The sequence below is a fragment of the Bacillota bacterium genome, from assembly GCA_013178045.1.
Classification (GTDB): domain Bacteria; phylum Bacillota; class Ch66; order Ch66; family Ch66; genus Ch66.
Genome location: JABLXP010000002.1, coordinates 154,966 through 179,081, shown reverse-complemented (window position 1 = coordinate 179,081; position 24,116 = coordinate 154,966). Strand labels below are relative to the sequence as shown.

Genomic DNA, 24,116 nt, shown 5'->3' with positions numbered 1-24,116 from the left:
GATAAGATCAATCAAATAATCAACAAGGAGGGAATACAGTGTTTAAAAAAATATTAGTTGCGGTAGATGACTCACCAATTGCCAAGAAAGGCGTCCAGATAGCCCTTGATTTGGCGGCGAAATATGAAGGTAGTATCTGTGCTCTCACCGTAGTACCACTACCCGACTACAGCGCCACGGTCGGAGAAGTAAATGAGGCACAATCTGAGGGTCAGCTTCGGGGGGAACGTATCCTTTCCCAGGTCAAACGGATGGCTGAAAATCAAGGAATAGAAATTGGCACTAAAGTTCTTTTTGGTCATCCGGCCGATAAAATTGTTGCTTATGCCATTGAAAAAGGTTTTGATGTGCTAGTCATTGGTTATAAAGGGGTATCTGGTATAGAGAGATTCCTCTTAGGGAGTGTGTCATCAAAAGTAATTCATCACTCCCCTTGTACCGTAATCCTGGTCAAATAAAAAGGAAGATGAAAGGCGGGTCGAACGGGACTATGACGCCTTCTTTCGTCGGCTAAAAGCAGGAGAAAAACCCGCTTACCCGCACAGTTCAGCGTAGAAAAAACAAGCGCCTTATTCTACCCTAGCCGCTACCTTAAACGCTACCCGGCTGGCCTCAATCGTCCGTTCGATGTCCTCGTCGGTGTGGGCCAGCGAGACGAAAGCAGCTTCAAATTGCGACGGAGTGAGATAAACCCCTTGCTTCAGCATGCTTCTGAAGTAGGCAGCGTAGCGCGCCGTATTCGCTGTACACGCGCTCGCGTAGTCAATGACCGGCTGATCGGTGAAGAAACCGCACATCATCGACCCTACTCGATTAAAGGCCACCGGCACACCGGCCTCCTCGGCCGCCTGGCGTAATCCCTCGTTGAGTTTAGCCGCCTTCCTCTCTAACTCTTCGTAAACACCCGGCTGCTGGAGGACCCGCAGGGTGGCGATTCCCGCGGTCATCGCCAGGGGATTACCCGACAACGTCCCCGCCTGGTAGATAGGCCCCACCGGCGCCATCGCCTCCATGATCTCCCGTTTCCCGCCGTAAGCCCCCACCGGAAGCCCCCCGCCGATAATTTTGCCCAGACAGGTCAGGTCCGGGTCGATCCCGTAGAGGCCCTGGGCCCCGCTGTAACCAACCCGAAAGCCGGTGATCACTTCATCAAAGATCAAGAGCGCCCCGTAAGCCCGGGTTAGTTCGCGCAAGCCTTCCAGCCAGCCGGGCTGGGGCAGGACTACGCCCATGTTCCCGGCCACCGGCTCGACGAGCACCGCCGCGATGTCTTCTCCCTCCAGCTCGAAAATCCGGCTCAGGGTCTCCAGGTCATTAAGGGGAGCAGTGATGGTGTAGTTGGCGATGGCGGCTGGCACGCCCGGGCTGGTGGGAACACCCAGGGTCAGGGCACCTGAACCGGCTTTGATCAGCAGAGAGTCAGCGTGCCCGTGGTAGCAGCCTTCAAACTTGACGATCTTGTCGCGCCCAGTGTAGCCTCTGGCCAAGCGAAGCGCGCTCATCGTCGCCTCGGTCCCCGAGTTGACCATCCGCACCATCTCGACCGAGGGCAGAGCCTCGACGATCAGGCGAGCCATCTCTGTCTCTAATTCGGTTGGCGCACCAAAGCTCATTGCCCGCTCAACCTGCTCCTTGAGCGCCGCTACCACAGCCGGGTGGCAGTGGCCCAAGATCAACGGCCCCCAGGAGGCCACGTAGTCAATATACTCATTACCATCAACGTCATATACCTTCGCCCCCACTCCCTGCGTGAGAAACACAGGGTTGGCTCCTACGGACTTAAAGGCCCGGACCGGACTGTTAACACCGCCGGGGATCAGTTTTTTCGCCTCCGCAAACAGTTCAATCGAGCGAGAAAACCCCTTGTGCACAATCTCACCTAACCTTCCTTTACAAAATACCGCATACTCGTCTTCTTCAATTCCGCGGTGCTGAACAATAACTGATAATCCTCAATGCCTACTGTTCGGGCAATTTCTTCGGTTATCTGCTGGCACTGTTGCCGGTCTCGACCGTGGATCATAGTAAATAAGCTGTACGGCCAGTCTGGGTACGTCAGACGGGCGTAACAGTGGCTAACCGCCGAAAATGCGGCCATTTGCACGCCTACTTCCTCCACCCGTTCTGGGGGAACCCGCCAGACCACCATCGCGTTGGCCTCAATGCCAGCTTCCCGGTGTCGGAGCACCGCTCCAAAGCGGCGGATGATCCCGCAGGCTTGCAGCTCACGAATTTTGTCCAGTAATTCCACTTCGGTCAGACCCAGCCGGTCAGCAATGACCTTGAATGGATTGGGGACCAGGGGCAGATCTTCTTGAAGTTCTCTGACGATGCGCTGTTCTAGCTCAGTCAATCATCCTCCACCTCCCGGTCTTCCGGCACAAGTGCAAAATCAAAGTTAACCCTGATTTTAAACATCTTGTCAGCGGGTAGATTAAGCACGGGTAATCCCGTTCGTGCCTGGATCTCCATGATGGTTGCGTGCAGATCCTCAGGAGTTGGAACAATCAAGGTAAACCACAGGTTGTACTCATGTTCGCGCAGGTAGTTATGAGTGACGCCGGGATACTTGTTGATCAAAGCCGCCACCTCTTCAACCCGATCGACAGGGACCTTAACCGCACACAGGGTGCTGTGGTAGCCAAGCCGCTGAGAATCAAAAGTTGCACCCAGGCGCCGGATGATGCCCTGCTGCCGAAGTTTAGCGATCCTGGCCAAAACCTCCGCTTCGGTCAGCCCAAGCCGTTCGCCGATTATCCGGTAGGGAGCCGTGGTGATGGGAAAATCGGTCTGAATCATATTTAAAAGTTTCCGGTCAACGGCTTCCAGCACTAACCTGCTCACCTCGCTTGGGTTGAAAAAGACACCAGGTATCTTCCGCCATGTAATCACCCTTTTGATAATAAGCCGCCCGGGCCCGGCAGCCGCCACAGGATTGTTTAAACTGGCACCAGCCGCATTTTCCACCGTATTCCAGGCTGCGCAAGCGGGTGAAAACCGGGTGGTGACGCCAGATTTCATCAAATGGTACTTCCCGCACATTGCCGAGCGGGGTATTTAGATAAGCACACGGCTGGACATCCCCTGTCGGGCCAATGATACAATAGGACGTTCCCGCCAGACACCCCCGCTGGAAGCGGAGGTTTATTCCCTGCTGCTGGGCAATCCGCATAAACTGGGGAGCGCAGGTGGGTTTGAGCTCGATTGACACTTCCCGCTGTTTCTTTAGAATCCGGTGCAGCAGCCGTTCATATTTTTCCACCCGCAGAGCCTCATTTTCAATATTCACCGCCCGGCCGGTCGGTACCAGGAAAAAGATGTGGTGGGCGACTGCCCCAACTTCTACAGCAAAGTCAGTCAAAGCCTCGATCTCATCATAGTTCCAATCAAAGGCAGTCGTATGAATCTGGAAGGGCAGACCGACCGCCCGGCAGTTCTGCATCCCGGCCACCGCGCCTTCCCAGGCGCCAGGGAACTTCCGCAGTTGATCATGACGGTCAGGATTGAGGCTGTCCAGACTGATCCCCATGCCCATTGTTCCCGCCTGTTTCAGCTTTTCGGCCACCTCTGGTGTTATAAGGGTACCATTGGTCCCAAAGACGGGACGTAAACCAAGTTCCCGGGCGCAGGCCACCAGTTCAAAAATATCCTCCCGCAGCAGCGGCTCACCGCCGCTAAAAATCATGATCTTAAAGCCGGCTCGCGCGATCTCGTCTAATAATTTCTTCGCCTCCGCTGTACTCAGCTCGTCTTCCACCCTGGCTCCAGCATCCCGGTAACAGTGGTCGCAGTACATATTGCACTGGTTGGTCGTGTTCCAGGAAACGATCATGCTGGCCCCACCCCTTTTCTTCCATTCATATCATTCGCCACGCAGCCACCTGGCCACATCTTTGGCAAAATAGGTGATGATGACATCCGCCCCGGCCCGCTTGATGCTGGTAAGGGCTTCCATGATGGCACGCTCCTCTTCCAGCCATCCGTTGGCGATCGCTGCTTTCAGCATAGCGTATTCCCCACTGACGTTGTAGGCAGCCACCGGGTAACGGAATTCATCTTTCACGCGCCGGACGATATCCAGGTACGGCAGGGCAGGTTTGACCATCACGATGTCCGCCCCTTCCTCGATGTCCAGCCAGACTTCACGCAGGGCTTCATCGCCATTGGCCGGGTCCATCTGGTAGCCGCGGCGGTCGCCAAATTGAGGAGCTGACTGGGCGGCTTCGCGGAATGGGCCATAGAAAGCCGAGGCATATTTGGCCGAATAAGCCATGATGGGGATGTGCCTGTAGCCCGCCTCGTCCAGGGCTCGACGAATATAGCCCACCCGTCCGTCCATCATGTCGGAGGGAGCCACCAGATCCGCCCCCGCCTTAACGTGCGCGACGGCTTCTTTGGCCAATAACTCCAGGGTTTCGTCGTTGTCCACATGCCCTTCTTTGATTACACCGCAGTGACCGTGGCTGGTATACTCGCAGAGACAGACATCGGTCATGACCAGCAGTTCGGGGTAAGCATCCTTGAGAGCGCGCACCGCACGGGGGATGATGCCGTCCGGGTCATACGCTGCTGAACCCACTTCGTCTTTGGTTTCAGGAATACCGAAAAGCAACACGCCGGGTATACCCAGGTCTACTACCTCATTCACCTCTTTTAGCAACTGGTCAATCGAAAGCTGGTAGACCCCTGGCATTGCATCGATGGGGTTACGCACGTTCTGCCCCCCGATGACGAAAAGGGGATAAATCAGGTCATTCACAGTGAGGTGTGTTTCTCTGACCAGATTGCGCATGGCCTGATTTTCGCGCAGACGCCGCAGCCGGATCGTGGGAAAACCCATAGCCTAATCAACCTCCTATTATTTTAAATTATTCAGTACCAACCGCACTTCCTCATCATCAGGGTACGGTTAACCGGCAGTTTTTCGTTAGCCAACGATAGCTGACTCTAAGGCTAACTGCCGATCTCTTCTTCCGTCAAATAGCAAGCGGGATCCTCTGCCCAGAGGTCGCCGTACACCATCTGAGCTCGAATCCGGCAACCGCCGCAAACCGCTTTATACTGGCAGCGCCCACAGCGGCCGGTAACTTTACTCTGTTTATCCCGCAAGGCGACCAGCAGTTCATCATCGTTATTCCACCAAATCTCACTGAACTTCTGCTCCTTGACATTACCCAGGGTGTAGTGTTGCCAGAACTGACAGGGATGAACATTTCCCTGGGGATCCACATTAGCAAACTTGGTCCCGGCCGAGCAGCCACCATGCATGTCTAATAGTTGCATAATTTCGTCTACCCGCTCGGGCGCGTGCTTCCGTAGATAGTGCAACAGATAGATGCCATCAGCGTGGTTATCCGTGGTCAGGATCTCCACCTCGACCCCGCGCCGGTGTAAATCAAGGGTTTTCGCGATGATCTGCTCCATGATCTCCCGTTTCTCTTCCCGGCTGGTATCCAGGTCCCTGATCTCTTTGCCCCGGCCGGAGTAGACCAGGTGGTACATGCAGAAACGCGGGATACCTTCTTTCTCGACGATGTCGAGAACTTCCGGCAGGTCCTGTTGATTGAACTTGTTGACTGTAAACCTGACACCGGTTTTGACGCCGAACTGCAAACAGTTATGAATCCCCTCCAGGGCTTTGGCGAATGCCCCTGGTAAGGCCCGGAATTTATCGTGAGTGGCTGGCGCCCCGTCCAAACTGATTCCGACGTACTGGAAACCCGCGTCTTTAATCCGCGCGGCGACCTCTGGCGTAATCAGGGTACCGTTAGAAGAAATCACCGGGCGCAAGCCGCGGTCAGCCGCGTATCTGCCCAGTTGGAAAATATCCTGGCGCAGCAGGGGCTCTCCTCCAGAAAATAAGAGCACTGGGACTTTCATTTCTGCCAGGTCATCGATGAAGGCAAGGGCTTGTTTTGTGGTTAATTCCCCGCGGTAATCCCGGTCCTCGGCGTTCAGGTAGCAGTGCCGGCACCGGAGATTGCAGCGGTTGGTCATGTTCCAGACCACCAGCGGCCGTTCAGCAGTAGAAAACTGCAGCATCTGTGGTGGTAACTGTCTGGAATCGCGCTGATATTTGATGGCCTCGGAAACAGTAGCGGTACCACACAGCAGTTTCGTACAACCAATCATTTAAGCAGTACTCCCTTCTTGAGTAAACTTTAACTCACTCCTGCGCCCCATCTGAACCATAATACTCCAGGATCGCCTGCAACAGGCCGTCAATGGTATACTCCCTGGCCTCAATATCTACGGACAAACCATACTGGCGAGCGGTATCCGCGGTAACCGGACCGATACACGCAATCCGTACCCTCTTTAGCTCAGCCAAACTGATTGGTTTTAACATCGCCATAAAATTATGTACCGTGGAGGAACTGGTAAATGTTATCAGATCAATCGACCCATTGGCGAGCATTTTCTTCAAGAACTGGGCATTTCCGCTTTCCTGAACAGTGTCGTAGGCTGTAACTTCATCGACCACGGCACCCATCAAGCGCAAGGTCTCAGGGAGGACTTTCCGCGCGATTTTCGCCCGGGGCAACAGGACCCGGTCACCGGGCTGGAGTTTACCACGCAGACCCTCAGCTACCGCTTCTGCCCGAAACTCGGTGGGAACATACTCAACCTGGAGGTGCAGCCTGGCCAGGCCCTCTTTCGTCTGCGGGCCGATCGCGACCAAGCTGATTCCTTTGAGATCTCGAATATCACGTTGCTTGACCAGGAGTCGGTCAAAAAACGACTTCACCCCGTTGATGCTGGTAAATACGATCCACCGGTACGAATCGATTTCATCGATGGCGCGATCTAGATCCGCCCAGGAAGAAGGTGGAACGATTTCTATCGTTGGAAACTCCCAGGCTTCCCCGCCCAAGGCCTCAATTTTTTGGGCAAAAACGCTGGCCTGAGCCCTGGCCCGGGTTACCACGACCCGTTTACCAAACAGCGGCTTTTTCTCTAACCACTGCAGTTTCTCACGCAGGCTAACCACTTCTCCAACAACAATCACCACTGGCGATTTGAAACCATGCGCTTCCGCTTTGGCCACGATATCACTAAGCGTTCCAACCAGGGTTTCCTGCTCCGACCGAGTCCCCCAGCGGATCAAAGCGATAGGCGTAGTGGCTGGGCGCCCATTAGCCAGCAGCCGCTGCACAATTTGGGGCAGGTTTTCCATCCCCATCAGGAAAACCATTGTCCCGAGCGCAGTCGCCAGTTTGTCCCACGCAATGCTGGTATCATCCTTGGTGGGGTCTTCGTGACCGGTGATAATGCCAAAAGTAGACGTAAAATCACGGTGAGTCACTGGTATCCCTGCGTAAGCTGGTACAGCAATCGCCGAAGTAATCCCCGGTACCACTTCAAACAGAATCCCGGCAGCAGCCAGCGCTTCAGCCTCTTCGCCGCCCCGGCCGAAGACAAACGGGTCACCCCCTTTTAACCGGGCAACAATCCGACCCTGCCGGGCCTGATCAACTAAAACCTGATTAATCTCTTCCTGTCTAAGGGTATGCCGCTCCGGCGATTTGCCCACAAAAATTAGCTCAGCATCTGGCCGGGCATAATTCAACAGCCGAGGGCTAGCCAATCGGTCGTAAATAATTACATCGGCCCGCTGGAGACACTCCAGACCTTTGAGAGTGATCAGCTTTGGATCACCGGGTCCGGCTCCAATCAAATAGACAATTCCTTTAGTCATTTCTTATCTCCCGCTCTAAAGATTTGAGAATTGCGTCGGCCCCTTGCCCCAATAATTCCTCAGCCAACTGCTCACCCAGTCGGACGGCCTCACTGACTGCTCCCTGCTTCTGCCCCCGGATCACTTGACGGCCATCCACACTGGCTACCAGGGCACGGAGCTTCAATGATTCTCCAGTAACCTCCCCATAAGCGGCGATAGGAATCTGGCAACCGCCGCCCAGGCGCTTCAATAAGGCCCGTTCCGCAGTGACAGCTATTACCGATTCAAAATGGTTAAGCAGCGTTACAACAGCTCCGATCTCGGGATCATTCTGACGAATCTCTACCGCGATCGCGCCCTGTCCCACGGCCGGCAGACAAACCTCAAACGGTAAGTACTCACTGATTCGCTCCGTTATCCCCAGCCTCTCCACCCCGGCTGCAGCCAGGACAATGGCGTCTAAAGACTGCCGGGTCAATTTCTCCAGCCGGGTGTTCAGGTTTCCGCGCAGGTCAAGGATCTCCAGGTCAGGCCGATAGTTCAAAAGTTGGGCGCGTCGCCGCTGACTGCTTGTCCCGATCCTGGCTCCCAGGGGTAATTGACGCAAGGTTAAACCCGTTGGCGAAATTAATACGTCTCGCGGATCGGCCCGGCAGCAGATGGCACCAATCTGACAGCCGGCAGGCAGTTCCGTCGGCAGGTCTTTCAGGCTGTGGACCGCCAGATCTATTTCACCTTTCAACAAGGCTATTTCCAGTTCCTTAGTGAAGAGGCCCTTATCACCAATCCTGGCCAGGGCCACGTCCAGAATTTTATCTCCCGTTGTCTTGATCGGGACGATTCGAAACCGGCCGGTCGGGTACAGCTCCCGCAGTTGGTCAACCACCCATTTGGTCTGCCACATGGCCAACTGGCTGTCCCGGCTGCCGACAACGATTTCCCGCATTTTTCGTCCCTCCTACGATTCAGCGACCACCTCAGTTTTTTCGCTGGCAGTTTTCAGTCGCTGCCCTTCGATTTCCAGATTAAACAGGTTCTGTAATACTTCGGTATACAGATGCCCCTGATGGGTAGTGGCATACCGTTTTAACTGAATTACTGGATCATGCAGTAATTGGTTAACGATCGAATTGGCTAGAGACTGAATTATTTTTTCCTCGCGTGGGCTCACCGTCCCCAGGCGATTGAAGGCCCGCTGCAGCTCTGTCTGCTTGATCCGCTCACCCTTCTCCTTCAAGGCCCGGATGGTCGGGACAACAAATAGACTGTTCAGCCAGTTATTGAATTCAATAATCTCCTGTTGAATAATTTTTTCCGCTTTAACCGCCTCTTTCTGACGCTCCATCAGGTTACTATCAACAACATGCTGCAGGTCATCAATATCATACAGGTAGACACCTGGGATATTGGCAACGGCCGGATCAATATCGCGGGGAACGGCAATGTCGATCATGAATATCTTGCGTCCCTCGCGCGCCTGCATGGCCTGTTCCACCGCTGCAGGATGCACTACGTAGTGGCAGGCGGCCGTGCAACTGATCACAATGTCCGCCCTCTCCAGGTAGCGACTAAGCTGGTCGAATTTAACCGCTACACCACCAAACTGAGTCGCCAGTTCGACGGCTCGCTCGTACGAACGGTTAGACACCAGGACACTGACCACGCCATTGGCTACCAAATGTCGGGCCGTCAATTCACTCATTTCACCAGCACCAATGATCAGGGTCGTGCATCCGTCCAGCCGGCCAAAGATTTGTTTGGCCAGCTCTACCGCAGCGTAGCTGATTGACACCGCGTGGCGGTCAATTGCCGTCTCTGTCCGCACCCTCTTGCCGACCGTGATCGCTTGCTGAAACAGGGTGTTCAAAACGCCGTTGCTGGCGCCATACTCACAGGCCAGTTGGTAAGCCTCCCGGACCTGACCCAGAATCTGAGTTTCGCCAATGATCATTGAGTCAAGACCAGCGGCGACGCGAAAAAGATGCGCAATAGCATCGTGACAGGTCGGACTGTATAGATACTGTTTTAGTTCAGTCATATCCACTCCAGCGACCCGCGCCATGACCTCACGGATCCCCGCCAGGCTTCTTTCGATATCCGTTACCGCCGCGTAAATTTCCGTTCGGTTGCAGGTCGATAAAATCACGACGCCCTCAACACTGGGCAACTGCTTCACTTCAGCCAGCCTTTCCGACAGAGCAGCGGCAGATATAGCCAGTCGTTCCCGTACTTCCACGGGTGCTGTTTTGTGGTTTAATCCGACAACGACGATAAACATTGCGCTACCCGCTCCTTCACCAAATCTACTTTTCCCTCTTTAATTAAGGTGATCAGGTCAAGCTCTACCAGTTGGTTAAAAATATACCTTCTTTGGGCCGGATCGGCTATCCTTTCGAGAACTTCGACCCGGGCTTCACCCAGGATATCCACCAAAATACCGTACTCCGGTCCAAAGCGTGCCGCCAGTTCTTCCCGCAGCTTCCTGGCCAACAGCGGGCTCTTCCCCTCAGTCGAAATACTGATACACAGCGATCCCCGTCGGATGACAGAAGGCACATAAAATGAACAATACGTCGGATCATCCACCACGTTAACCAGGATCTTTTGCGTTTGCGCATCGTGCGCTACCTGCTGGTTAACCTGTTCATCGTCGGTCGCACTGATCACCAGAAAAGCGCCATCCAGGTCACCCGACCGGTAAGGACGTTGGTGATAGGTGATCAACTGCCGTCTGGATAAGTCCGCCAGTTCTGGCGTAACGTGGGGGCTGATCACGGTGACAGCCGCCCCACACTCCAGGAGCGAGGCAACTTTTCTGGCCGCCACCTGACCACCACCCACAACAACACATTTTTGCCCCTCAAGTCGTAAATAAACCGGATACAAATGGCTCATACCTCTACCTCTCGCCACAATCAAAGTACGCCGGGGTCCCTTGTCTTATGTCTTAGCGACATTATAACAAAAATGATTCGCCATTGTATATTGTATATTGTCCCCGCTGGTATCTTGTTTTTAGCAACAGGCAGCCTCTGTGTATGGTCAGTTAGGCTTTCTTTGGATTCTCCGGTTCGCTTTCATTGTCCTCGTTCCGGGCCTTGCGAAATTCTCCCAAACCTCGACCCAGGGCACCGCCAACCTGGGGTAGTTTGCCAGGTCCAACAATGATCAGTACAATCAGCAGGATAAGAATCAATTCCCAGGGTCCAACACTAAAAGGTAACAAACCAAACATTCTCAGCCCTCCTGTCTAGTGTAAGAGTTTTTTTTGGAGACTATCATTAACATATCCCTCACGCTCAGCCAGCATGTCCAGATAAATCGTTTTGACATCTTCCAGTTCGATATTGTTAAGCGGTCCACCCTTCTTCTCGTCATAAGTTTTAATATACCCCTTGCATTTTTCGCAGACATAAACCTGGTGGGCGTCGTATCCTTCCACAGTAAAGAAACGGATACTCTGATGGTCATCATTACCACACTGCGGACACGCCAGATGTCGGTACAGCCACTCGGTAGAACAATGCGGGCAAAACATTACCCGCTTGCCGTCTTCTTCCCGCAGTTTTGAAATTGAAGCTTTCTTCCCGCACACGGGGCAAACATCCTTCAACCAGCGTTCCTGATCAATATATGGGGCCAGGACCAGTGCCGCCCCCCGCATAAATGGCCGCACGGCATGCTCGGCCAGCAGGAAAAACAAACTAGAATTGACACCCAGTCGTGCCGCCTTACCGGCCAGATATCCTTCGTCCTGCTGTACAGCCCTCGTTGCCAGCTCACCAAAATCCAACTCGTTCTGGGTAGCCAGAATCCGCTCAATTTCCTCTCTGACCGGTGGCCGCTGTTCAGCCAAAAACTCGGCCATCTGGCGCCAAACTCGCGCGAACACCGGCGGCTCAATCCCCAAATGCACAATCTCCAGCCATGGTTTACCCTGGTACTGGTGCTGAAATGCCTGAGCTTCATCAATTTGCCACTGGGGTTTAACCAACAGCTCGCCAATTTCTGTCTGGAGTTTAATGAGAGCCTGATAGAATTCGATCAATTCGACAGGCATAACTACGGGCGGGTTTTTAGACACCTCAGTCCCTCCTTACTTTTCTTTCACTAATTTGTCCTTGAGCTATAAACAATATTTATAAGCCATAAATAATTTATTTAAAACAGGTAAGTATAAATAAGCCTTAACTTTACTTCCCGTTCGCTTATAATTACGTTCAATTCTCTCTCCATCTGCATATATCCTTCTTTTAACCTGAAAAAAGAAGTGCTCCGTTGATCGAAAAACAGTTAGAAAAGTAAAGGAAAAAGAAGGGAGTAACGCACTGGTTACTCCCTCTCGATTTTTAAACTGTTGCGGTCATGGGTTTATTTTCCACCGGTTACTTTTTGATACCACTTGGCATGGTGGTGAGCCGCCCAATCCGCCCGAACAGTACCCCGCAGCATCCCCTGCAGCGACTCGCGCGATCCTGGGTGCAGCGAACCAAGGTAGGCGTGCATACAAACCATGGTCGTGGCCAGGATCATGCAGATGTCATGGGTTGGGTAAGCAGCCCGGATCAGCCAGACCGGGAAGGCCTGGGGGAACCACATGATGTAACCACTAATCGCCAGCAACACACAGGAAGTAGTGGTTACAACCGAATTCATCTTCTCCCCACCGTTAAATTTGCTTTGGGGTGGAATCTCGACCGGAAACCCAAAGAACTCTAGCGGGAAGATCATGACAAACTTCAGGTCATCCTTGGTAAAGTTAAAAACATCTTTCCACCATTCGATAAAGCCCTTCGGGTTAGCAATCAAACACACCAGTGGAATCGCCGTGTAGAACACCGCCATGATCCGGTGAATCTTACCGGCTGTGCTGTAGCCACCGAACACTGGAGCCAGAAAGCTCAACGATGGGGAGAAGAGGGCCAGGCCGGTGAACAACAGAACTAAAAAGGTAACCGTGTGCCCCCAGTGCGCAATACGGGCACTGGCACTGAACCGCAAGACACGCTCTTTAACTCTAGTGGCCATGGGTCTTCCCTCCTTTGGCCTTGGAATTCATGAGATTGATTAATCGGGTGCTGAAGAAACTTCCGATGGCTCCAGCTGCAGCCAAGCCGATCAGCCAGCCGCCATATGGCTGCACAACCCTCTGCCACAAGCCAACGTGCGCCGGCACCTGTGGATTAGAAGGTAACCCATACTTCTCCGGCTCGTCCGCCAGAACATAGAGCACGTTCAGTCCGCCCAATTCCTTGACCCCATAAACGTTGGCCTTGGGGTTTGTCGGTTTTAATTCGTTAATCCGCTTCTGGGCGTAAGCCAACAATTCATCCCGTTTACCATACATAATTGCTCCAGTCGGGCAGGCTTTGGCACAAGCAGGGATTATGCCAGCAACCATGCGGTCATAACAGAGCTCACACTTAGTGGCTTTATCAGCCTGTTTATCATACTTAGGCACCTGGAAGGGACAGCTGTAAACACAGTACTGACAACCAATGCATTTGTCTTTATCCCGAATCACCGCGCCTGTATCCGTTTTCATCAGGGCCTGACGCGGACAAACCTCCACGCATACGGGATGTTCACAGTGCATGCACTGGTGCTTACGGAAGTACCACTTGATCTGGCCATCCTTTTCCTCATACTCGTTGAACATAACCACGGTATAAGTATGGGCCATTAAATCAGGATGGGTCTGGTAAGTCCCTTTGAATGGCGTGATCTCCGCCTTCAACTGGTTCCACTGCTTACAGGCCACCTGACAGGCGCGACAGCCCGTACACTTGGTGACGTCAATCAAATTAGTTAACTTAGCCATTATTTCGCCCTCCTTACATCGCACAGCCATGCTTTGTATTCGGGGATCATGGTGTTGGCGTCACCAATATGCGGCGTCAACTTGTTGGCCGAATCGCCCGTAGCCACACCCTTGAAGCCAAAGTGCCACAGGACCCCAATTTGCTCGACTTTCTTGCCGTTGAGATCAAACGGCTTGACCCGCTTGGTCACCAATGCGTAGGCCCTCATTTCACCCCGGGTGGTAGAGATAATGACCTCATCTCCATTGCTGATCCCTTTAGCCTTGGCCAGCGATTCGCTCATTTCCACATAGACATTGGGCGTTAACTCGGCCAGCCACGGCAAGTTTCTCGTCATTGCCCCGGCTTGCCAGTGCGACGTCACCCGATAGGTGGTGCCAATAATTGGGTACTTGTCAGGCTTACCCTGTTTATCAGGTTCCCAAACCTTGATGGTCGGGTTGAACTGGACCTTACTCATAATATTTTGGACCGGACTTTCCCACGGCTCATAGTGCTCGGGGAATGGACCTTCCTTCATTTGGGCCTTATTAGCAAACAGACAACCCACACCCTCAGGCTTCATGATATAGGGAAGGTTTCCACCCGGTTCATTGGGCGCAGTCGTGGCTTTGAAGTCAGGAACGTCTAAGCCAACCCACTTGCCCTTTTCGCCTTTAGAAGCATCACCCTTGGTCGGATCCCACCAGATGATTTTCTTGGCCTCACTCCAGGGCTTACCTTCCAGGTCAGCCGAGCAGCGGTTGTACACAATCCGGCGGTTCGCCGGCCAGGCAAAGGCCCAGTTCAAGTAGGCCCCGATGCCGGTTGTATCGACCGTATCACGCCGTTTGGCCAGATACTTGCCTTCTTCTGGGTAGATTCCACCCCAGATCCAGATGCCGCAGGCTGTTGATCCGTCTTCTTTAAGCGCCCCAAAATTCGGTAGTGGTTTACCCGTCGCGACTTCGTAGCCGTTCATTTCTTTGACGATCAGGTCGATTTCTGGCTCGTGACCATGGCCATAGTCCCAGGTCAGGTCCAGAATCGGCCGGTCTTTGGGGTCGGTGCTGTTGGCGTACTGCTTCTTGACCCGCCGCATGATCTGGTCGATGATCCACAGGTCGGGCTTGGATTGACCGATCGGCTCAACCGCCTTCCAGCGGTACTGAATCCACCGGCCGCTGTTTGATACCGTCCCTTCTTTCTCATAAGAACCACAGGCCGGCAACAGGAAGACTTCCGTCTTGATCTTGGTCGGGTCAGAACCCGCCTCGGTTTGCCAGAAAGCTGAAGTCTCAGTTTCCCATAAGTCAACGGCTACCAGCCAGTCAAGGTTAGCCAGCGCGGCTTTTTCCTTGTTGGCGTTCGGTCCACCGACGATCGGGTTGGAACCAAAGATAAACAATCCTTTGATGCTCCCACCCTTACCGTCTTTCCCGTACATCTCTTCAAAGAGGGCAATATGGGAATAGTTCTTCTTAGCGTCCCGTTTAGGTAAATAATCGTAAGCAAAATCGTTTTCCTTGGTTGCCGCCGCTCCCCACCAGGCCTTAAGCATACTGATCAAGAACTTCGGCTTATTAGACCAGTACCCTGATTTTGGAGTTTCCTTCTCCAGATATGTCTTCAGGTCAGGCCAGTCGGTACTAGGTGAATTCAGATAACCCGGGATCAGGTGGAATAACAGTGCCATATCTGTCGAACCCTGCACATTCGACTCGCCCCGCATCGCCTGTACTCCACCGCCAGGCAGACCAATGTTACCCAGCAACAACTGGATAATCGCGAAGGCCCGCACGTTTTGGGAACCAACCGTGTGCTGGGTGGTACCCATCGCGTACAGGATCGTCCCGGACTTATCGGGTTTACCAGTGGCGGCAAAAGCCTCATAAACCTTCAGGAGATCTTCCTTCTTAGTACCGGTAATTTTAGATACGGTATCCAAATCATACCGTGAATAATGCTTTTTCAACAATTGGAAAACACACCGGGGATGCTGCAAGGTCATGTCCTTCAGCGGGTTACCGTCCTTATCGACCTGATAATCCCAGGTGGTGGTATCATACGCACGGGTTTGTTCATTATACCCGGAGAATAAGCCATCCTTGAAATCAAAGCCTTCATGGATCAGGAATGGAGCGTTAGTGTAATTAACAACATAATCATGCCAGTATTTATTATTATCCAGGATATACTTAATCATCCCGCCGAGGAAAGCGATATCCGTTCCCTGACGCAGCGGCGCATAGATGTCCGCCTTTGACGCCGAAAGGGTAAACCGTGGGTCAACACAAATGATCTTAGCCCCTCGTTCCTCCCTGGCTTTGGTGAGCCACTTGAACGACATCGGATGGTTTTCCGCCGGGTTGCTGCCCATGATCAGGGCGCAATCAGTATTCTTAAGGTCAACCCAGTGGTTAGTCATTACTCCTCTACCAAATGATGGTCCCAGACCGGCGACCGTAGAGGAGTGTCAGATCCGGGCCTGGTGTTCGAGGTACACTACGCCCAGGCTGCGCATCATTTTAGATTGCAAATAAGCCTCTTCGTTATCAAGGGCCGCTCCACCAAGTGACGCGATCGCTTCCGTCCGGTTAACCACGACCTCTTTCTCTATCTCCTGGCCGGTCACCGGATCTTTAACCTTAATCTTTTGGGTCTTGATAAAGCTGGCATCACGGGTGGCTTTAACCTTCTCCGCGATCTTGTCTAAAACCCAATCCCAATCCTTTTCTTCCCATTTGTTGCTGCCGGGGGCCCGGTACAACGGCTTCTTAACGCGCTTTTCGTTGTCGTACAGCTGGAACAACGCCGACCCCTTACTGCACAGCGAACCCTGGTTGATGGGGTTGTCGGGATCGCCTTCGATGTTGATCACTTTTCCACCGGCAGCGTAGACTACCGCGCCACACCCACATCCGCAGTAGGGGCAAATCGTTGGCACCGGCTTCACATCTTTAATGCGCAGCCCTTTGACTTCCGCAGCCGCCGCCGACAGGTCGAAGCCAAGGTTCATCACCGCAAAAGCAGCCGCGGTTGCCCCCGAGATTTTCAAGAAGTCTCTCCTTGAAACCTTCACTACGTCTTCTCTCCTTTCGTCCCTTTCTGGCCATGCATAAAAATGTCAGGTCGCGATAGCGAAACATCACCACCTTTCTTGGACAAAATATTTTTTAAATCAGAATTTTACCATATTTAGCCATTCTTGCTAATTAACCCCAGTTTGTTGGTGTTAATAAGCACTTACTATAGATTTTCTATGTGACATTGAAAATTCCTGCCAGGTAATAACAATTTTTTTCGCAGAATGCCTATCTTGATAAGACAATTCTTAAGCCAGAGGCAGATTCCCTCCTGGCAAAAGAAGCATGCCTGAGCAACGGCACGCTTCTCGATTCTAGACTGAGATCAATTTTTCTCATCTATCGCGGGTAACCCCCCTTTCGGTGCGGGTAACTCCCGCCCACCTTCAGCTGAAGCCGGGGGTATGTCCTCGCTGGTCACATCCTCCTCATCAAGCAGGATTTCTTCTTCAGCAGCCTTCCTTTTGGCGCGAATAAAGCGGGAGACAATGATACTGACTTCATAGAGAATGTACATCGGTAGCGCCATCATTGTTTGTGAGATCGGGTCCGGGGTTGGGGTTAGGACAGCCCCAATGATAAACACAATCAGCAAAGCGTACTTTCGTTTGGTGGCTAGAAATTGCGGAGTAATTATTCCAAGACGGGTTAGAAACATCACTACCAATGGCAACTCAAAAACCAGTCCAAATGGTATGAGGAATGAAACAGCAAATGATACGTATTGACTGATGGTGATCATCGGTTCCAGATCGCCCGAGATGGTTAGGAGAAACACCGTCGCCACTGGGAACACTGTAAAATAGGCGAAAACTATTCCCCCGGCGAATAACATAATGGCAACTGGCATCAAGATTAGAATGTACCGTCGTTCATGCGGATAAAGCGCTGGTGAGACAAATCGCCACAGCTGCCAGATAACCACGGGGAACGCCAGTACGATACCTCCATATAACGCCACCTTAATTTTGGTGAAGAAACCCTCCGTAACCCCGATAAAGATCAGGTGCAGGTTCAACTGAGTAATCGGCCGTTTAAGGAGAGCGAGTAGCCGGTCACTATAGAAGAAGGCAACAACAGTCCCCACCAACACCGCCAACAAACTAATAATCAGGACGCGCCGCAACTCTTCGAGATGTTCCATGAGCGACATAGTCTTTTCGTTCACATTTAAGCCCCCTTAAAGCAGCAAATCTACCGTCTAAAATTTCCTGATATTAATAAAGTCAGCGAGCTCGGCCAGGGTCTGCCGGGTTGGCACAGCCGGAAGGTGTTCTAGTTCAGCTTTTGCCTTTGCCAGGTAAGCCTGGGTGACCGCAAACGAATAGTCAACACCGCCGGCAGCAATCACCAGCTCAATAATATCCTCAACGTCCTGGTTTGTTTTCTTTACCTTGGCTACCAGCCGCTCCAATTGCCGGCGGTCGGAACTGGTCCGCAGTGCCCGGATAATGGGCAAAGTAATGATTCCCTGCCGAATATCGCTGCCCACCGGTTTTCCCAAGGTCTTTTCGTCTGCCGTTAAATCCAGAATATCATCAGTGATTTGGAAGGCCATGCCCAGGTAATGGCCGTAACGCGTCAGGGCCCAGATCACCCGTTCTGGGGCGCCACTAACCATGGCACCCAGTTGACAACTGGTCGAGATTAACAGAGCGGTCTTCCGCTTAATTCTCAACAAATAATCACGCACGCTCTGCCGGGTATCAAAAGCAGTAGCGATCTGTTGGATTTCTCCCTCGCACATTTCTACACTCACATCGGCCAGGATTTTTATAATCCGGGGGTTATTGTACTGGGATACCAGAGCAAGCGATTTCGCAAACAGATAGTCTCCCGTGTGGATAGATACACGATTACCCCACTGGGCTTTCACCGTTGCCACCCCGCGGCGAGTTAGCGAAGCGTCGATCACGTCGTCATGCACCAGGCTAGCCATGTGGATCATCTCAAGGGCCATCGCCAGCGGCAGTAAACGCTCAAGCGAATGCTGACAAAGCCGCCCGGCCAAAAGAACAAAGGCAGGTCGTAAGCGTTTGCCTCCTGCCTGCAGTAAATGCGTGGAAGTTTCCGTAAGCAGAGGATTAGGGGAGCCAACACATTTATACAGTTCTCGGTCAACTACCGCCAGGTCATTCTGGATTTCCGCCAATAGACCAATGCCTTGCATTCACTATACACCTGCTTAAAGAAAAATATAAATATCTTGTACATTCAAACTTTTATTCGTTATGGGTATTCAAATTCCTTCTCATCGTTGGTGATTTCCAGCCACCGCCTGAACAGGCGGTGCTCGATACCCAGCAGGTCGAGCACTCGCCCCACCAGAAAATCAACCAGATCATTGATCGTCCTGGGCTGATGATAAAAAGCAGGCATGGCTGGAACCACGTGCACGCCTAACTCAGCCAGGGTTAACATATTACGCAAGTGGATCGCGTTGACCGGGGTCTCCCGCGGCACCACGATGAGCGGTCGACGTTCCTTCAGCATGATGTCAGCCGCCCTTTCCACAAGGTTTGACGATAAACCATGGGCAATAGCGGCAACAGTAGCCATACTGCAAGGGATCACCACCATTGCGTCGGTTCGCGTAGAACCACTGGCGATAGACGCGCCGACATCGCGGTAATCAAAATACTGCCACCCCAGTGCCGTCACCTGGCTACCGAAGTAAGCCGCTAATTGTTCTTGAGCCGCTTCAACCTCACGGGGAAAAACCATCCCCAGTTCTTTACTCAATACCTGCCGTCCCGGGTCAGTGATGATTAAGTAGACAGTATGCCCTTTGCCGGCCAGCACCTCCAGCAACCGACGACCGTAGATTGAGCCACTGGCACCGGTAATTGCCACAATTATTTTGGACAAATAAAAGCCTCCTTTAGCTACTTGAACATATCAACCAAGGTAAAGACAAAAATAATTGTACTGACATAACGATTCAGGCGAAAAGCCGCCGTATTCATCTTCGACAGGTCACCAGGGGAAACAAGTAAATGTTCGTAGATTAACACTCCCGCAGCAATCCCGACACCCATGTAGTACAACCAGCCCAGGCCTAGCGTAACTCCCACCGCCACCAGCAACAAGACAGTAAACAGATGGAATCCCGCGGTAATCTGCAAAGTTCTGGCCGTGCCAAAACGGGCCGGCAGAGAATACAGTCCTTCTTGCCGGTCAAATTCCTCATCCTGGCAGGCATACATAGCGTCAAAACCTGCTACCCACAAGGCGACAGCCGCCCCCAGCAGGATGGCTGGCCAATCAAATCTGGCCGTGATGGCGATCCAGCTCCCGACCGGCCCCAGCCCAATCGCGAAACCCAGGACCAGGTGACAGGCCCATGTAAACCGCTTTGTATAAGAATAGATTACCAGGACAAAAACTGCCGCCGGTGCCAGCTTTAAACAAAGCGGGTTCAAATGGGCCGCCGCGATAAAAAGTAAAGCCAGGGATAAAACGATGGCTAGATAAACAACTGGCAGACCGATCAACCCCCGGGGCAAAATCCAGTTGGCGGTGCGGGGATTGCGCGCATCAATGTGCCGATCAATCAACCGGTTCAGGGCCAGGGCTGCCGTTCGGGCACCAACCATAGCGGCGGTGATCCACCAGAAATCATGGGCAGTCGGCACGCCACCAACCGCTAAAAATGCCCCTAAATAAGCAAAAGGTAATGCGAACAGAGTATGCTCAAAATCGATCAGCCGTAAGAAAATAACTACCTTATTCCAGCCCATATTCCTGCCACTTTCTATCGACCAATTCTTTAATCTCAGGTAACATGATGATCTCATCGGGCCATTCACGCGGGTGTCCCTCACTCGCCCATTTTTTGGTGGCGTCGATGCCCATTTTCGCCCCCAAATGCGCCAAAGGTGAAGAATGATCCAGAGCGTCAAGCGGGCCATCCACCACCATCACGTCCCGCCGAGGATCAACGTTATTAAAGACTTTCCACATAACTTCAGAAATATTATGGACGTTAATATGTTCGTCTACCACAATTATAAACTTGGTGAACATCATCTGCCCCATTCCCCAGATGGCGCTCATGACTTTCTTGGCGTGTCCGGGATAACTCTTGCGGATCGAAATGATCGCACAGTTGTGAAATACACCTTCCAGGGGCAGGTTCATATCAACCACTTCTGGCAGGTTAAGCTTGAGCAGAGGTAAAAAGATTCTTTCCGTTGCCTTACCAAAAAAACAGTCTTCCATCGGCGGTTTACCCACAATGGTCGTAGGGTAGATCGGATTACGACGGTGTGTCATGCAGGTGATGTGAAAGACTGGATAGTAATCGGCCAGAGAGTAGTACCCAGTGTGGTCACCAAAGGGTCCCTCCAGCCGTCTATCTTCAGGGTCAACATAACCCTCCAGCACGATCTCCGCATTGGCTGGCACCTCAAGATCAACCGTCTCGCACTTAACCAGCTCCACCGGCTGTTTACGCAAGAATCCCGCAAACAGCATTTCGTCAATATCTTTAGGCAGCGGGGCTGTGGCTGAGTAAATCACGGCGGGATCACTCCCCAGGGCTACCGCCACTTCCATGGCTTTCCCCTGCCGGCAGGTTCGCCTATAGTTTTCTGCCCCATCATGGTGGATATGCCAGTGCATCCCCGTAGTCTGGCCGTCATAGACCTGCAGCCGGTACATCCCCACGTTGCGCCGACCAGTTTCCGGATCTTTGGTAAAAACCATCGGCAGAGTAATAAACTTGCCTCCATCACCCGGCCAGCACTTTAAAATTGGTAGTTTGTCCAGGAATGGTCCTTCTTTAACAATAACTTCTTTACATGGTCCAGACTTAACCAGCTTGGGTAGGAAGGAAGAAACTTGGGCCAGTTTGGGCAAAGTCCGCAGCTTGCCCAATAAAGACGTAGGAACCTCCATTTGAATAAAACTTAATATTTCATCTGCTATTTCCTCCAGACTGTTCACCTGAAGGGCCAGGTTCATCCGTTCGTACGAACCAAAGGCATTAATTAACACCGGGAAGTCCGAACCTTTGACGTTTTCAAATAAAAGAGCCGGACCGAATTGTTTAGAAACTCGGTCCGTAATCTCCGTAATCTCTAAGACTGGGTCCACTTCGGTCGTAATTCGTCTTAACAAGCCACGTTTTTCTAACACCTGGATGAATTCCCGCAGATCCTGATACGCCATCAGTCGTCACAACTCCTTCATCGACAGGATGTTAACCCGCCAAAGTTTGAACCATCTGTCCGCGAGGGCTGGCCAAAATTTTTAATCCCGCTTCCAGCATTTCCCGCCCCCAATCGGAAGTCACCTGGGTGATTCCCCGCCGCGCTTCTTCAATGTACTGGGCAAGTAACTGCCCATCCAACTGTCGCTCGCGAATCCCGAGGACCATCCCTAGATTTTCTCCGACCCGGATCAGGTTAAGAATCTGTTCATCCGCTGCCCCAGCCAGGATTGCCCCGATCCGGCACGCCGCACCAAATAAAACAGCAAACTCCCGACGTAAAATTTCTAGCTGGATTTCCAGGTTGATCCGCCCCGTTTTCTCCGCCTGGAGGCGAACCATAGCGGCCTCATTCATTTCACAAATCACCCCCGCCAGCCACGGGAGCATCTCCACACAATCGGCTTCACACAACAGGCGCAGCACTTTCCCATAAATATAATCCCCGATCAGCACGGAAAATTGGGACCTTTCTCGATCAGCCACCAACGGATCGCCGTTCAACCTCTCACCATCATCAGGGACCTCATTGTGGATCGAAGCAGCTAAAAACATCATTTGCACTACACCAGCCATACACGTCACCCGCGGGTGGGTATAGCCATAGGCCCGGGCACTGAGAATGACCAGAGCAGGCAGTACCAACAGGGGAGTAGTATCTAAATCCAACTCCAAAAAATTCGACACTGGCCCTGTCTTCAGTTGCAGTTCCTTGTTCATCCGCTGCTTGACTAATAATAGTTCTGGCCGCAAGGTTTCCCAGACACCGGGCATCAATACTCCCCCTTTTCCATACAGCAGTATGCTATTCTACATTTTCGTACAAAAATCCTGCCCTGACAACCCCAATCACCTGGGAATATTTCTCATTTATATTTCCCGCACAAAAAGCAATAAGCCCGAACACTCCATTCTTATCATCGTGTTTGGGCTCACGCTAACCTTTATTCATTTTACTGTGGGCTAGAATAAATATCCCTCCTATAAATTTACCGCTACCTTATGAGGAGTTTCCATAATTCCGCGCTTCATTTCAGTAGCAGTCATGTGACCCGCTTGGAACTTATCAACCAGGTAGTTGCAAGCATCCCAAGGATCCACTCTGTCCCCACAGGTAAATACATCCACCGCCGCATAACCCAGTTCCGGCCAGGTGTGTATCGCCAGATGGGATTCCGAAATAACGACAACCCCACTGACCCCCTGGGGACTAAACTTTTGAAAGACATACTCGCGGACCTCAGCGCCTGCTTCCAGAGCCGCATTAATCATAATTTCTTCGACTTTTTTGATGTCATTTAGAACATCAAATCTGCAACCATAAATTTCGGCTAAAATGTGGCGGCCTAATGCACTCATGGTCATCCTACCTCCCTTATTCGAGAAAATACGATGGAATTTAAATCCTGAACAAAAAAATGTTCGGAATCCAAATTCCAATCAAATTAAATTTTAGCACATTCTCACTCTTTGTCAACGAAATTTTCAACTTGATTTTTTCCCATAACTACGCGGTTTTTCAATGTTCCAATACCCTCGATTTCTACCACAACTTCATCTCCGGGCTGTACCGGCCCAACACCGCTGGGAGTGCCCGTAAGCAGAACATCACCAGGCAATAACGTCATAATATGCGATACAAAACTGACCAGTTGGTTAACGGAAAAAATCATCTGCGAGGTGTTCGAGAACTGTTTTCTTTGCCCATTTAGGGTTAATGAAATCGCCAAACTCTGTGGGTCGACATCAGTGACAATAAACGGTCCTAAAGGACAAAATGTATCAAATGACTTGGCCCGGGTCCACTGGCCATCTTTCTTCTGCAAATCCCTAGCCGTGACATCATTGGCACAGGTAAAACCAAAAATCTTCTGGCTAGCCTCGTTGACCGACACCGCACGAGTAACTTCTTTAATGATTACTCCTAGCTCAGCCTCGAAATCGACCCGCCGGCTCATCTTGGGATAAACAATGTCATCGTCGGGTCCAATCACCGTAGTCGGCGGCTTTAAAAAAAGCACTGGTTCTTCAGGTGGGGTCAGGTTAAACTCCCGGGCGTGATCGGCGTAATTCAGCCCGACACAGATGATTTTGCCAGGTAAACATGGAGATAATAATCTCACCTCCTCTAGTTTATACGATTGACCGGTCAGTTGATACTCACCAAACATGGAACCCTCGATTCTTTCAACCCGTTGCCCTTCCACTACTCCATAATACTCTTGATTTTCAGTTTTGAACCTGGCCCAACGCATTCAAGCTCCCCCCTTGTATTTTCCGCTCACGCTGATAGACTGCCGGTAGCATCTCCATTTTGAGCGCGTTCAAACAACTGG

Annotated in this window: 24 protein-coding genes; 1 reads left to right on the top strand and 23 read right to left on the bottom strand. The window is 51.9% G+C overall.

Annotation, left to right across the window (positions count from 1 at the left end; all coding sequences use genetic code 11):
* The first annotated feature begins 38 nt into the window (after positions 1 to 38).
* Positions 39 to 458 carry a universal stress protein gene (locus HPY81_02660; GenBank protein NPV26362.1) on the top strand — a complete coding sequence of 140 codons (420 nt, stop codon included), beginning with the start codon at positions 39 to 41 and terminating at the stop codon, positions 456 to 458.
* A 111-nt stretch (positions 459 to 569) separates the two neighbouring features.
* Here HPY81_02660 and hemL read toward each other — a convergent pair whose 3' ends face one another.
* The 23 genes from hemL to HPY81_02545 all read right to left on the bottom strand — a co-directional run bounded on the left by hemL (position 570) and on the right by HPY81_02545 (position 24,035).
* Entirely contained in the window at positions 570 to 1,871 is a 1,302-nt protein-coding gene (gene hemL, locus HPY81_02655) for a glutamate-1-semialdehyde 2,1-aminomutase (GenBank protein NPV26361.1), read from the bottom strand.
* Positions 1,872 to 1,879: 8 nt separating this feature from the next.
* Complete coding sequence (locus tag HPY81_02650; protein ID NPV26360.1) at positions 1,880 to 2,353, bottom strand: Lrp/AsnC family transcriptional regulator; 474 nt, start codon at positions 2,351 to 2,353, stop codon at positions 1,880 to 1,882.
* Positions 2,350 to 2,829, bottom strand: coding sequence for an Lrp/AsnC family transcriptional regulator (locus HPY81_02645; protein NPV26359.1), 480 nt, complete (start codon positions 2,827 to 2,829; stop codon positions 2,350 to 2,352). The genes HPY81_02650 and HPY81_02645 overlap by 4 nt, the downstream gene beginning before the upstream one ends.
* Positions 2,816 to 3,832, bottom strand: a complete 1,017-nt coding sequence (nirJ2, locus tag HPY81_02640; protein NPV26358.1) for a putative heme d1 biosynthesis radical SAM protein NirJ2 — start codon at positions 3,830 to 3,832, stop codon at positions 2,816 to 2,818. Before nirJ2 ends, HPY81_02645 begins: the two co-directional genes overlap by 14 nt.
* 30 nt (positions 3,833 to 3,862) lie before the next feature.
* Positions 3,863 to 4,840, bottom strand: a complete 978-nt coding sequence (gene hemB / locus HPY81_02635) for a porphobilinogen synthase (GenBank protein ID NPV26357.1) — start codon at positions 4,838 to 4,840, stop codon at positions 3,863 to 3,865.
* Positions 4,841 to 4,953: 113 nt separating this feature from the next.
* Positions 4,954 to 6,132, bottom strand: coding sequence for a radical SAM protein (locus HPY81_02630; GenBank protein ID NPV26356.1), 1,179 nt, complete (start codon positions 6,130 to 6,132; stop codon positions 4,954 to 4,956).
* A gap of 34 nt (positions 6,133 to 6,166) precedes the next feature.
* The gene (gene cobA / locus HPY81_02625) at positions 6,167 to 7,699 is read right to left on the bottom strand and encodes a uroporphyrinogen-III C-methyltransferase (protein ID NPV26355.1); all 1,533 of its coding nucleotides are present in this window, start codon (positions 7,697 to 7,699) and stop codon (positions 6,167 to 6,169) included.
* Positions 7,692 to 8,627 carry a hydroxymethylbilane synthase gene (gene hemC / locus HPY81_02620; GenBank protein ID NPV26354.1) on the bottom strand — a complete coding sequence of 312 codons (936 nt, stop codon included), beginning with the start codon at positions 8,625 to 8,627 and terminating at the stop codon, positions 7,692 to 7,694. The genes cobA and hemC overlap by 8 nt, the downstream gene beginning before the upstream one ends.
* 12 nt (positions 8,628 to 8,639) lie before the next feature.
* Positions 8,640 to 9,959: a glutamyl-tRNA reductase gene (locus tag HPY81_02615; GenBank protein ID NPV26353.1), complete on the bottom strand. Its 1,320-nt coding sequence runs from the start codon at positions 9,957 to 9,959 to the stop codon at positions 8,640 to 8,642.
* Entirely contained in the window at positions 9,935 to 10,576 is a 642-nt protein-coding gene (locus HPY81_02610) for a bifunctional precorrin-2 dehydrogenase/sirohydrochlorin ferrochelatase (protein ID NPV26352.1), read from the bottom strand. The genes HPY81_02615 and HPY81_02610 overlap by 25 nt, the downstream gene beginning before the upstream one ends.
* A 151-nt stretch (positions 10,577 to 10,727) precedes the next feature.
* Positions 10,728 to 10,916 carry a twin-arginine translocase TatA/TatE family subunit gene (gene tatA, locus HPY81_02605; protein NPV26351.1) on the bottom strand — a complete coding sequence of 63 codons (189 nt, stop codon included), beginning with the start codon at positions 10,914 to 10,916 and terminating at the stop codon, positions 10,728 to 10,730.
* A 15-nt stretch (positions 10,917 to 10,931) separates the two neighbouring features.
* On the bottom strand, positions 10,932 to 11,765 hold the full coding sequence (locus HPY81_02600; protein ID NPV26350.1) for a formate dehydrogenase accessory protein FdhE: 834 nt from the start codon (positions 11,763 to 11,765) through the stop codon (positions 10,932 to 10,934).
* Positions 11,766 to 12,052: 287 nt separating this feature from the next.
* A complete protein-coding gene (locus tag HPY81_02595; GenBank protein NPV26349.1) occupies positions 12,053 to 12,709 on the bottom strand; it encodes a formate dehydrogenase in 657 nt (218 codons plus the stop codon).
* Complete coding sequence (locus tag HPY81_02590; protein ID NPV26348.1) at positions 12,699 to 13,502, bottom strand: 4Fe-4S dicluster domain-containing protein; 804 nt, start codon at positions 13,500 to 13,502, stop codon at positions 12,699 to 12,701. Before HPY81_02590 ends, HPY81_02595 begins: the two co-directional genes overlap by 11 nt.
* On the bottom strand, positions 13,502 to 16,564 hold the full coding sequence (gene fdnG / locus HPY81_02585) for a formate dehydrogenase-N subunit alpha (protein ID NPV26347.1): 3,063 nt from the start codon (positions 16,562 to 16,564) through the stop codon (positions 13,502 to 13,504). Before fdnG ends, HPY81_02590 begins: the two co-directional genes overlap by 1 nt.
* A gap of 329 nt (positions 16,565 to 16,893) precedes the next feature.
* Entirely contained in the window at positions 16,894 to 17,736 is an 843-nt protein-coding gene (tatC, locus tag HPY81_02580; protein NPV26346.1) for a twin-arginine translocase subunit TatC, read from the bottom strand.
* 33 nt (positions 17,737 to 17,769) lie between these two features.
* A complete protein-coding gene (locus HPY81_02575; GenBank protein NPV26345.1) occupies positions 17,770 to 18,738 on the bottom strand; it encodes a heptaprenyl diphosphate synthase in 969 nt (322 codons plus the stop codon).
* Positions 18,739 to 18,797: 59 nt separating this feature from the next.
* Positions 18,798 to 19,436, bottom strand: a complete 639-nt coding sequence (locus HPY81_02570) for a UbiX family flavin prenyltransferase (protein NPV26344.1) — start codon at positions 19,434 to 19,436, stop codon at positions 18,798 to 18,800.
* A 17-nt stretch (positions 19,437 to 19,453) separates the two neighbouring features.
* Entirely contained in the window at positions 19,454 to 20,308 is an 855-nt protein-coding gene (locus HPY81_02565) for a UbiA family prenyltransferase (protein NPV26343.1), read from the bottom strand.
* On the bottom strand, positions 20,295 to 21,740 hold the full coding sequence (locus HPY81_02560) for a menaquinone biosynthesis decarboxylase (GenBank protein ID NPV26342.1): 1,446 nt from the start codon (positions 21,738 to 21,740) through the stop codon (positions 20,295 to 20,297). Before HPY81_02560 ends, HPY81_02565 begins: the two co-directional genes overlap by 14 nt.
* A gap of 31 nt (positions 21,741 to 21,771) precedes the next feature.
* Positions 21,772 to 22,554, bottom strand: coding sequence for a hypothetical protein (locus HPY81_02555; protein NPV26341.1), 783 nt, complete (start codon positions 22,552 to 22,554; stop codon positions 21,772 to 21,774).
* A 207-nt stretch (positions 22,555 to 22,761) separates the two neighbouring features.
* Positions 22,762 to 23,139, bottom strand: a complete 378-nt coding sequence (locus HPY81_02550) for an S-adenosylmethionine decarboxylase proenzyme (protein NPV26340.1) — start codon at positions 23,137 to 23,139, stop codon at positions 22,762 to 22,764.
* Between the two features lie 104 nt (positions 23,140 to 23,243).
* Positions 23,244 to 24,035, bottom strand: a complete 792-nt coding sequence (locus HPY81_02545) for a fumarylacetoacetate hydrolase family protein (protein NPV26339.1) — start codon at positions 24,033 to 24,035, stop codon at positions 23,244 to 23,246.
* Between the last annotated feature and the right edge of the window lie 81 nt (positions 24,036 to 24,116).

Excerpts from the sequence above, each read along its gene's own strand:
- HPY81_02565 (NPV26343.1), bottom strand. The coding sequence starts at position 20,308 with ATGGGCTGGAATAAGGTAGTTATTTTCTTACGGCTGATCGATTTTGAG.
- HPY81_02545 (NPV26339.1), bottom strand. The coding sequence starts at position 24,035 with ATGCGTTGGGCCAGGTTCAAAACTGAAAATCAAGAGTATTATGGAGTA.
- nirJ2 (NPV26358.1), bottom strand. The coding sequence starts at position 3,832 with ATGATCGTTTCCTGGAACACGACCAACCAGTGCAATATGTACTGCGAC.
- HPY81_02615 (NPV26353.1), bottom strand. The coding sequence starts at position 9,959 with ATGTTTATCGTCGTTGTCGGATTAAACCACAAAACAGCACCCGTGGAA.
- tatA (NPV26351.1), bottom strand. The coding sequence starts at position 10,916 with ATGTTTGGTTTGTTACCTTTTAGTGTTGGACCCTGGGAATTGATTCTT.
- HPY81_02630 (NPV26356.1), bottom strand. The coding sequence starts at position 6,132 with ATGATTGGTTGTACGAAACTGCTGTGTGGTACCGCTACTGTTTCCGAG.
- HPY81_02560 (NPV26342.1), bottom strand. The coding sequence starts at position 21,740 with ATGGCGTATCAGGATCTGCGGGAATTCATCCAGGTGTTAGAAAAACGT.
- HPY81_02575 (NPV26345.1), bottom strand. The coding sequence starts at position 18,738 with ATGCAAGGCATTGGTCTATTGGCGGAAATCCAGAATGACCTGGCGGTA.
- HPY81_02555 (NPV26341.1), bottom strand. The coding sequence starts at position 22,554 with ATGCCCGGTGTCTGGGAAACCTTGCGGCCAGAACTATTATTAGTCAAG.
- HPY81_02550 (NPV26340.1), bottom strand. The coding sequence starts at position 23,139 with ATGAGTGCATTAGGCCGCCACATTTTAGCCGAAATTTATGGTTGCAGA.
- HPY81_02610 (NPV26352.1), bottom strand. The coding sequence starts at position 10,576 with ATGAGCCATTTGTATCCGGTTTATTTACGACTTGAGGGGCAAAAATGT.
- HPY81_02590 (NPV26348.1), bottom strand. The coding sequence starts at position 13,502 with ATGGCTAAGTTAACTAATTTGATTGACGTCACCAAGTGTACGGGCTGT.
- hemC (NPV26354.1), bottom strand. The coding sequence starts at position 8,627 with ATGCGGGAAATCGTTGTCGGCAGCCGGGACAGCCAGTTGGCCATGTGG.
- cobA (NPV26355.1), bottom strand. The coding sequence starts at position 7,699 with ATGACTAAAGGAATTGTCTATTTGATTGGAGCCGGACCCGGTGATCCA.
- hemB (NPV26357.1), bottom strand. The coding sequence starts at position 4,840 with ATGGGTTTTCCCACGATCCGGCTGCGGCGTCTGCGCGAAAATCAGGCC.
- HPY81_02595 (NPV26349.1), bottom strand. The coding sequence starts at position 12,709 with ATGGCCACTAGAGTTAAAGAGCGTGTCTTGCGGTTCAGTGCCAGTGCC.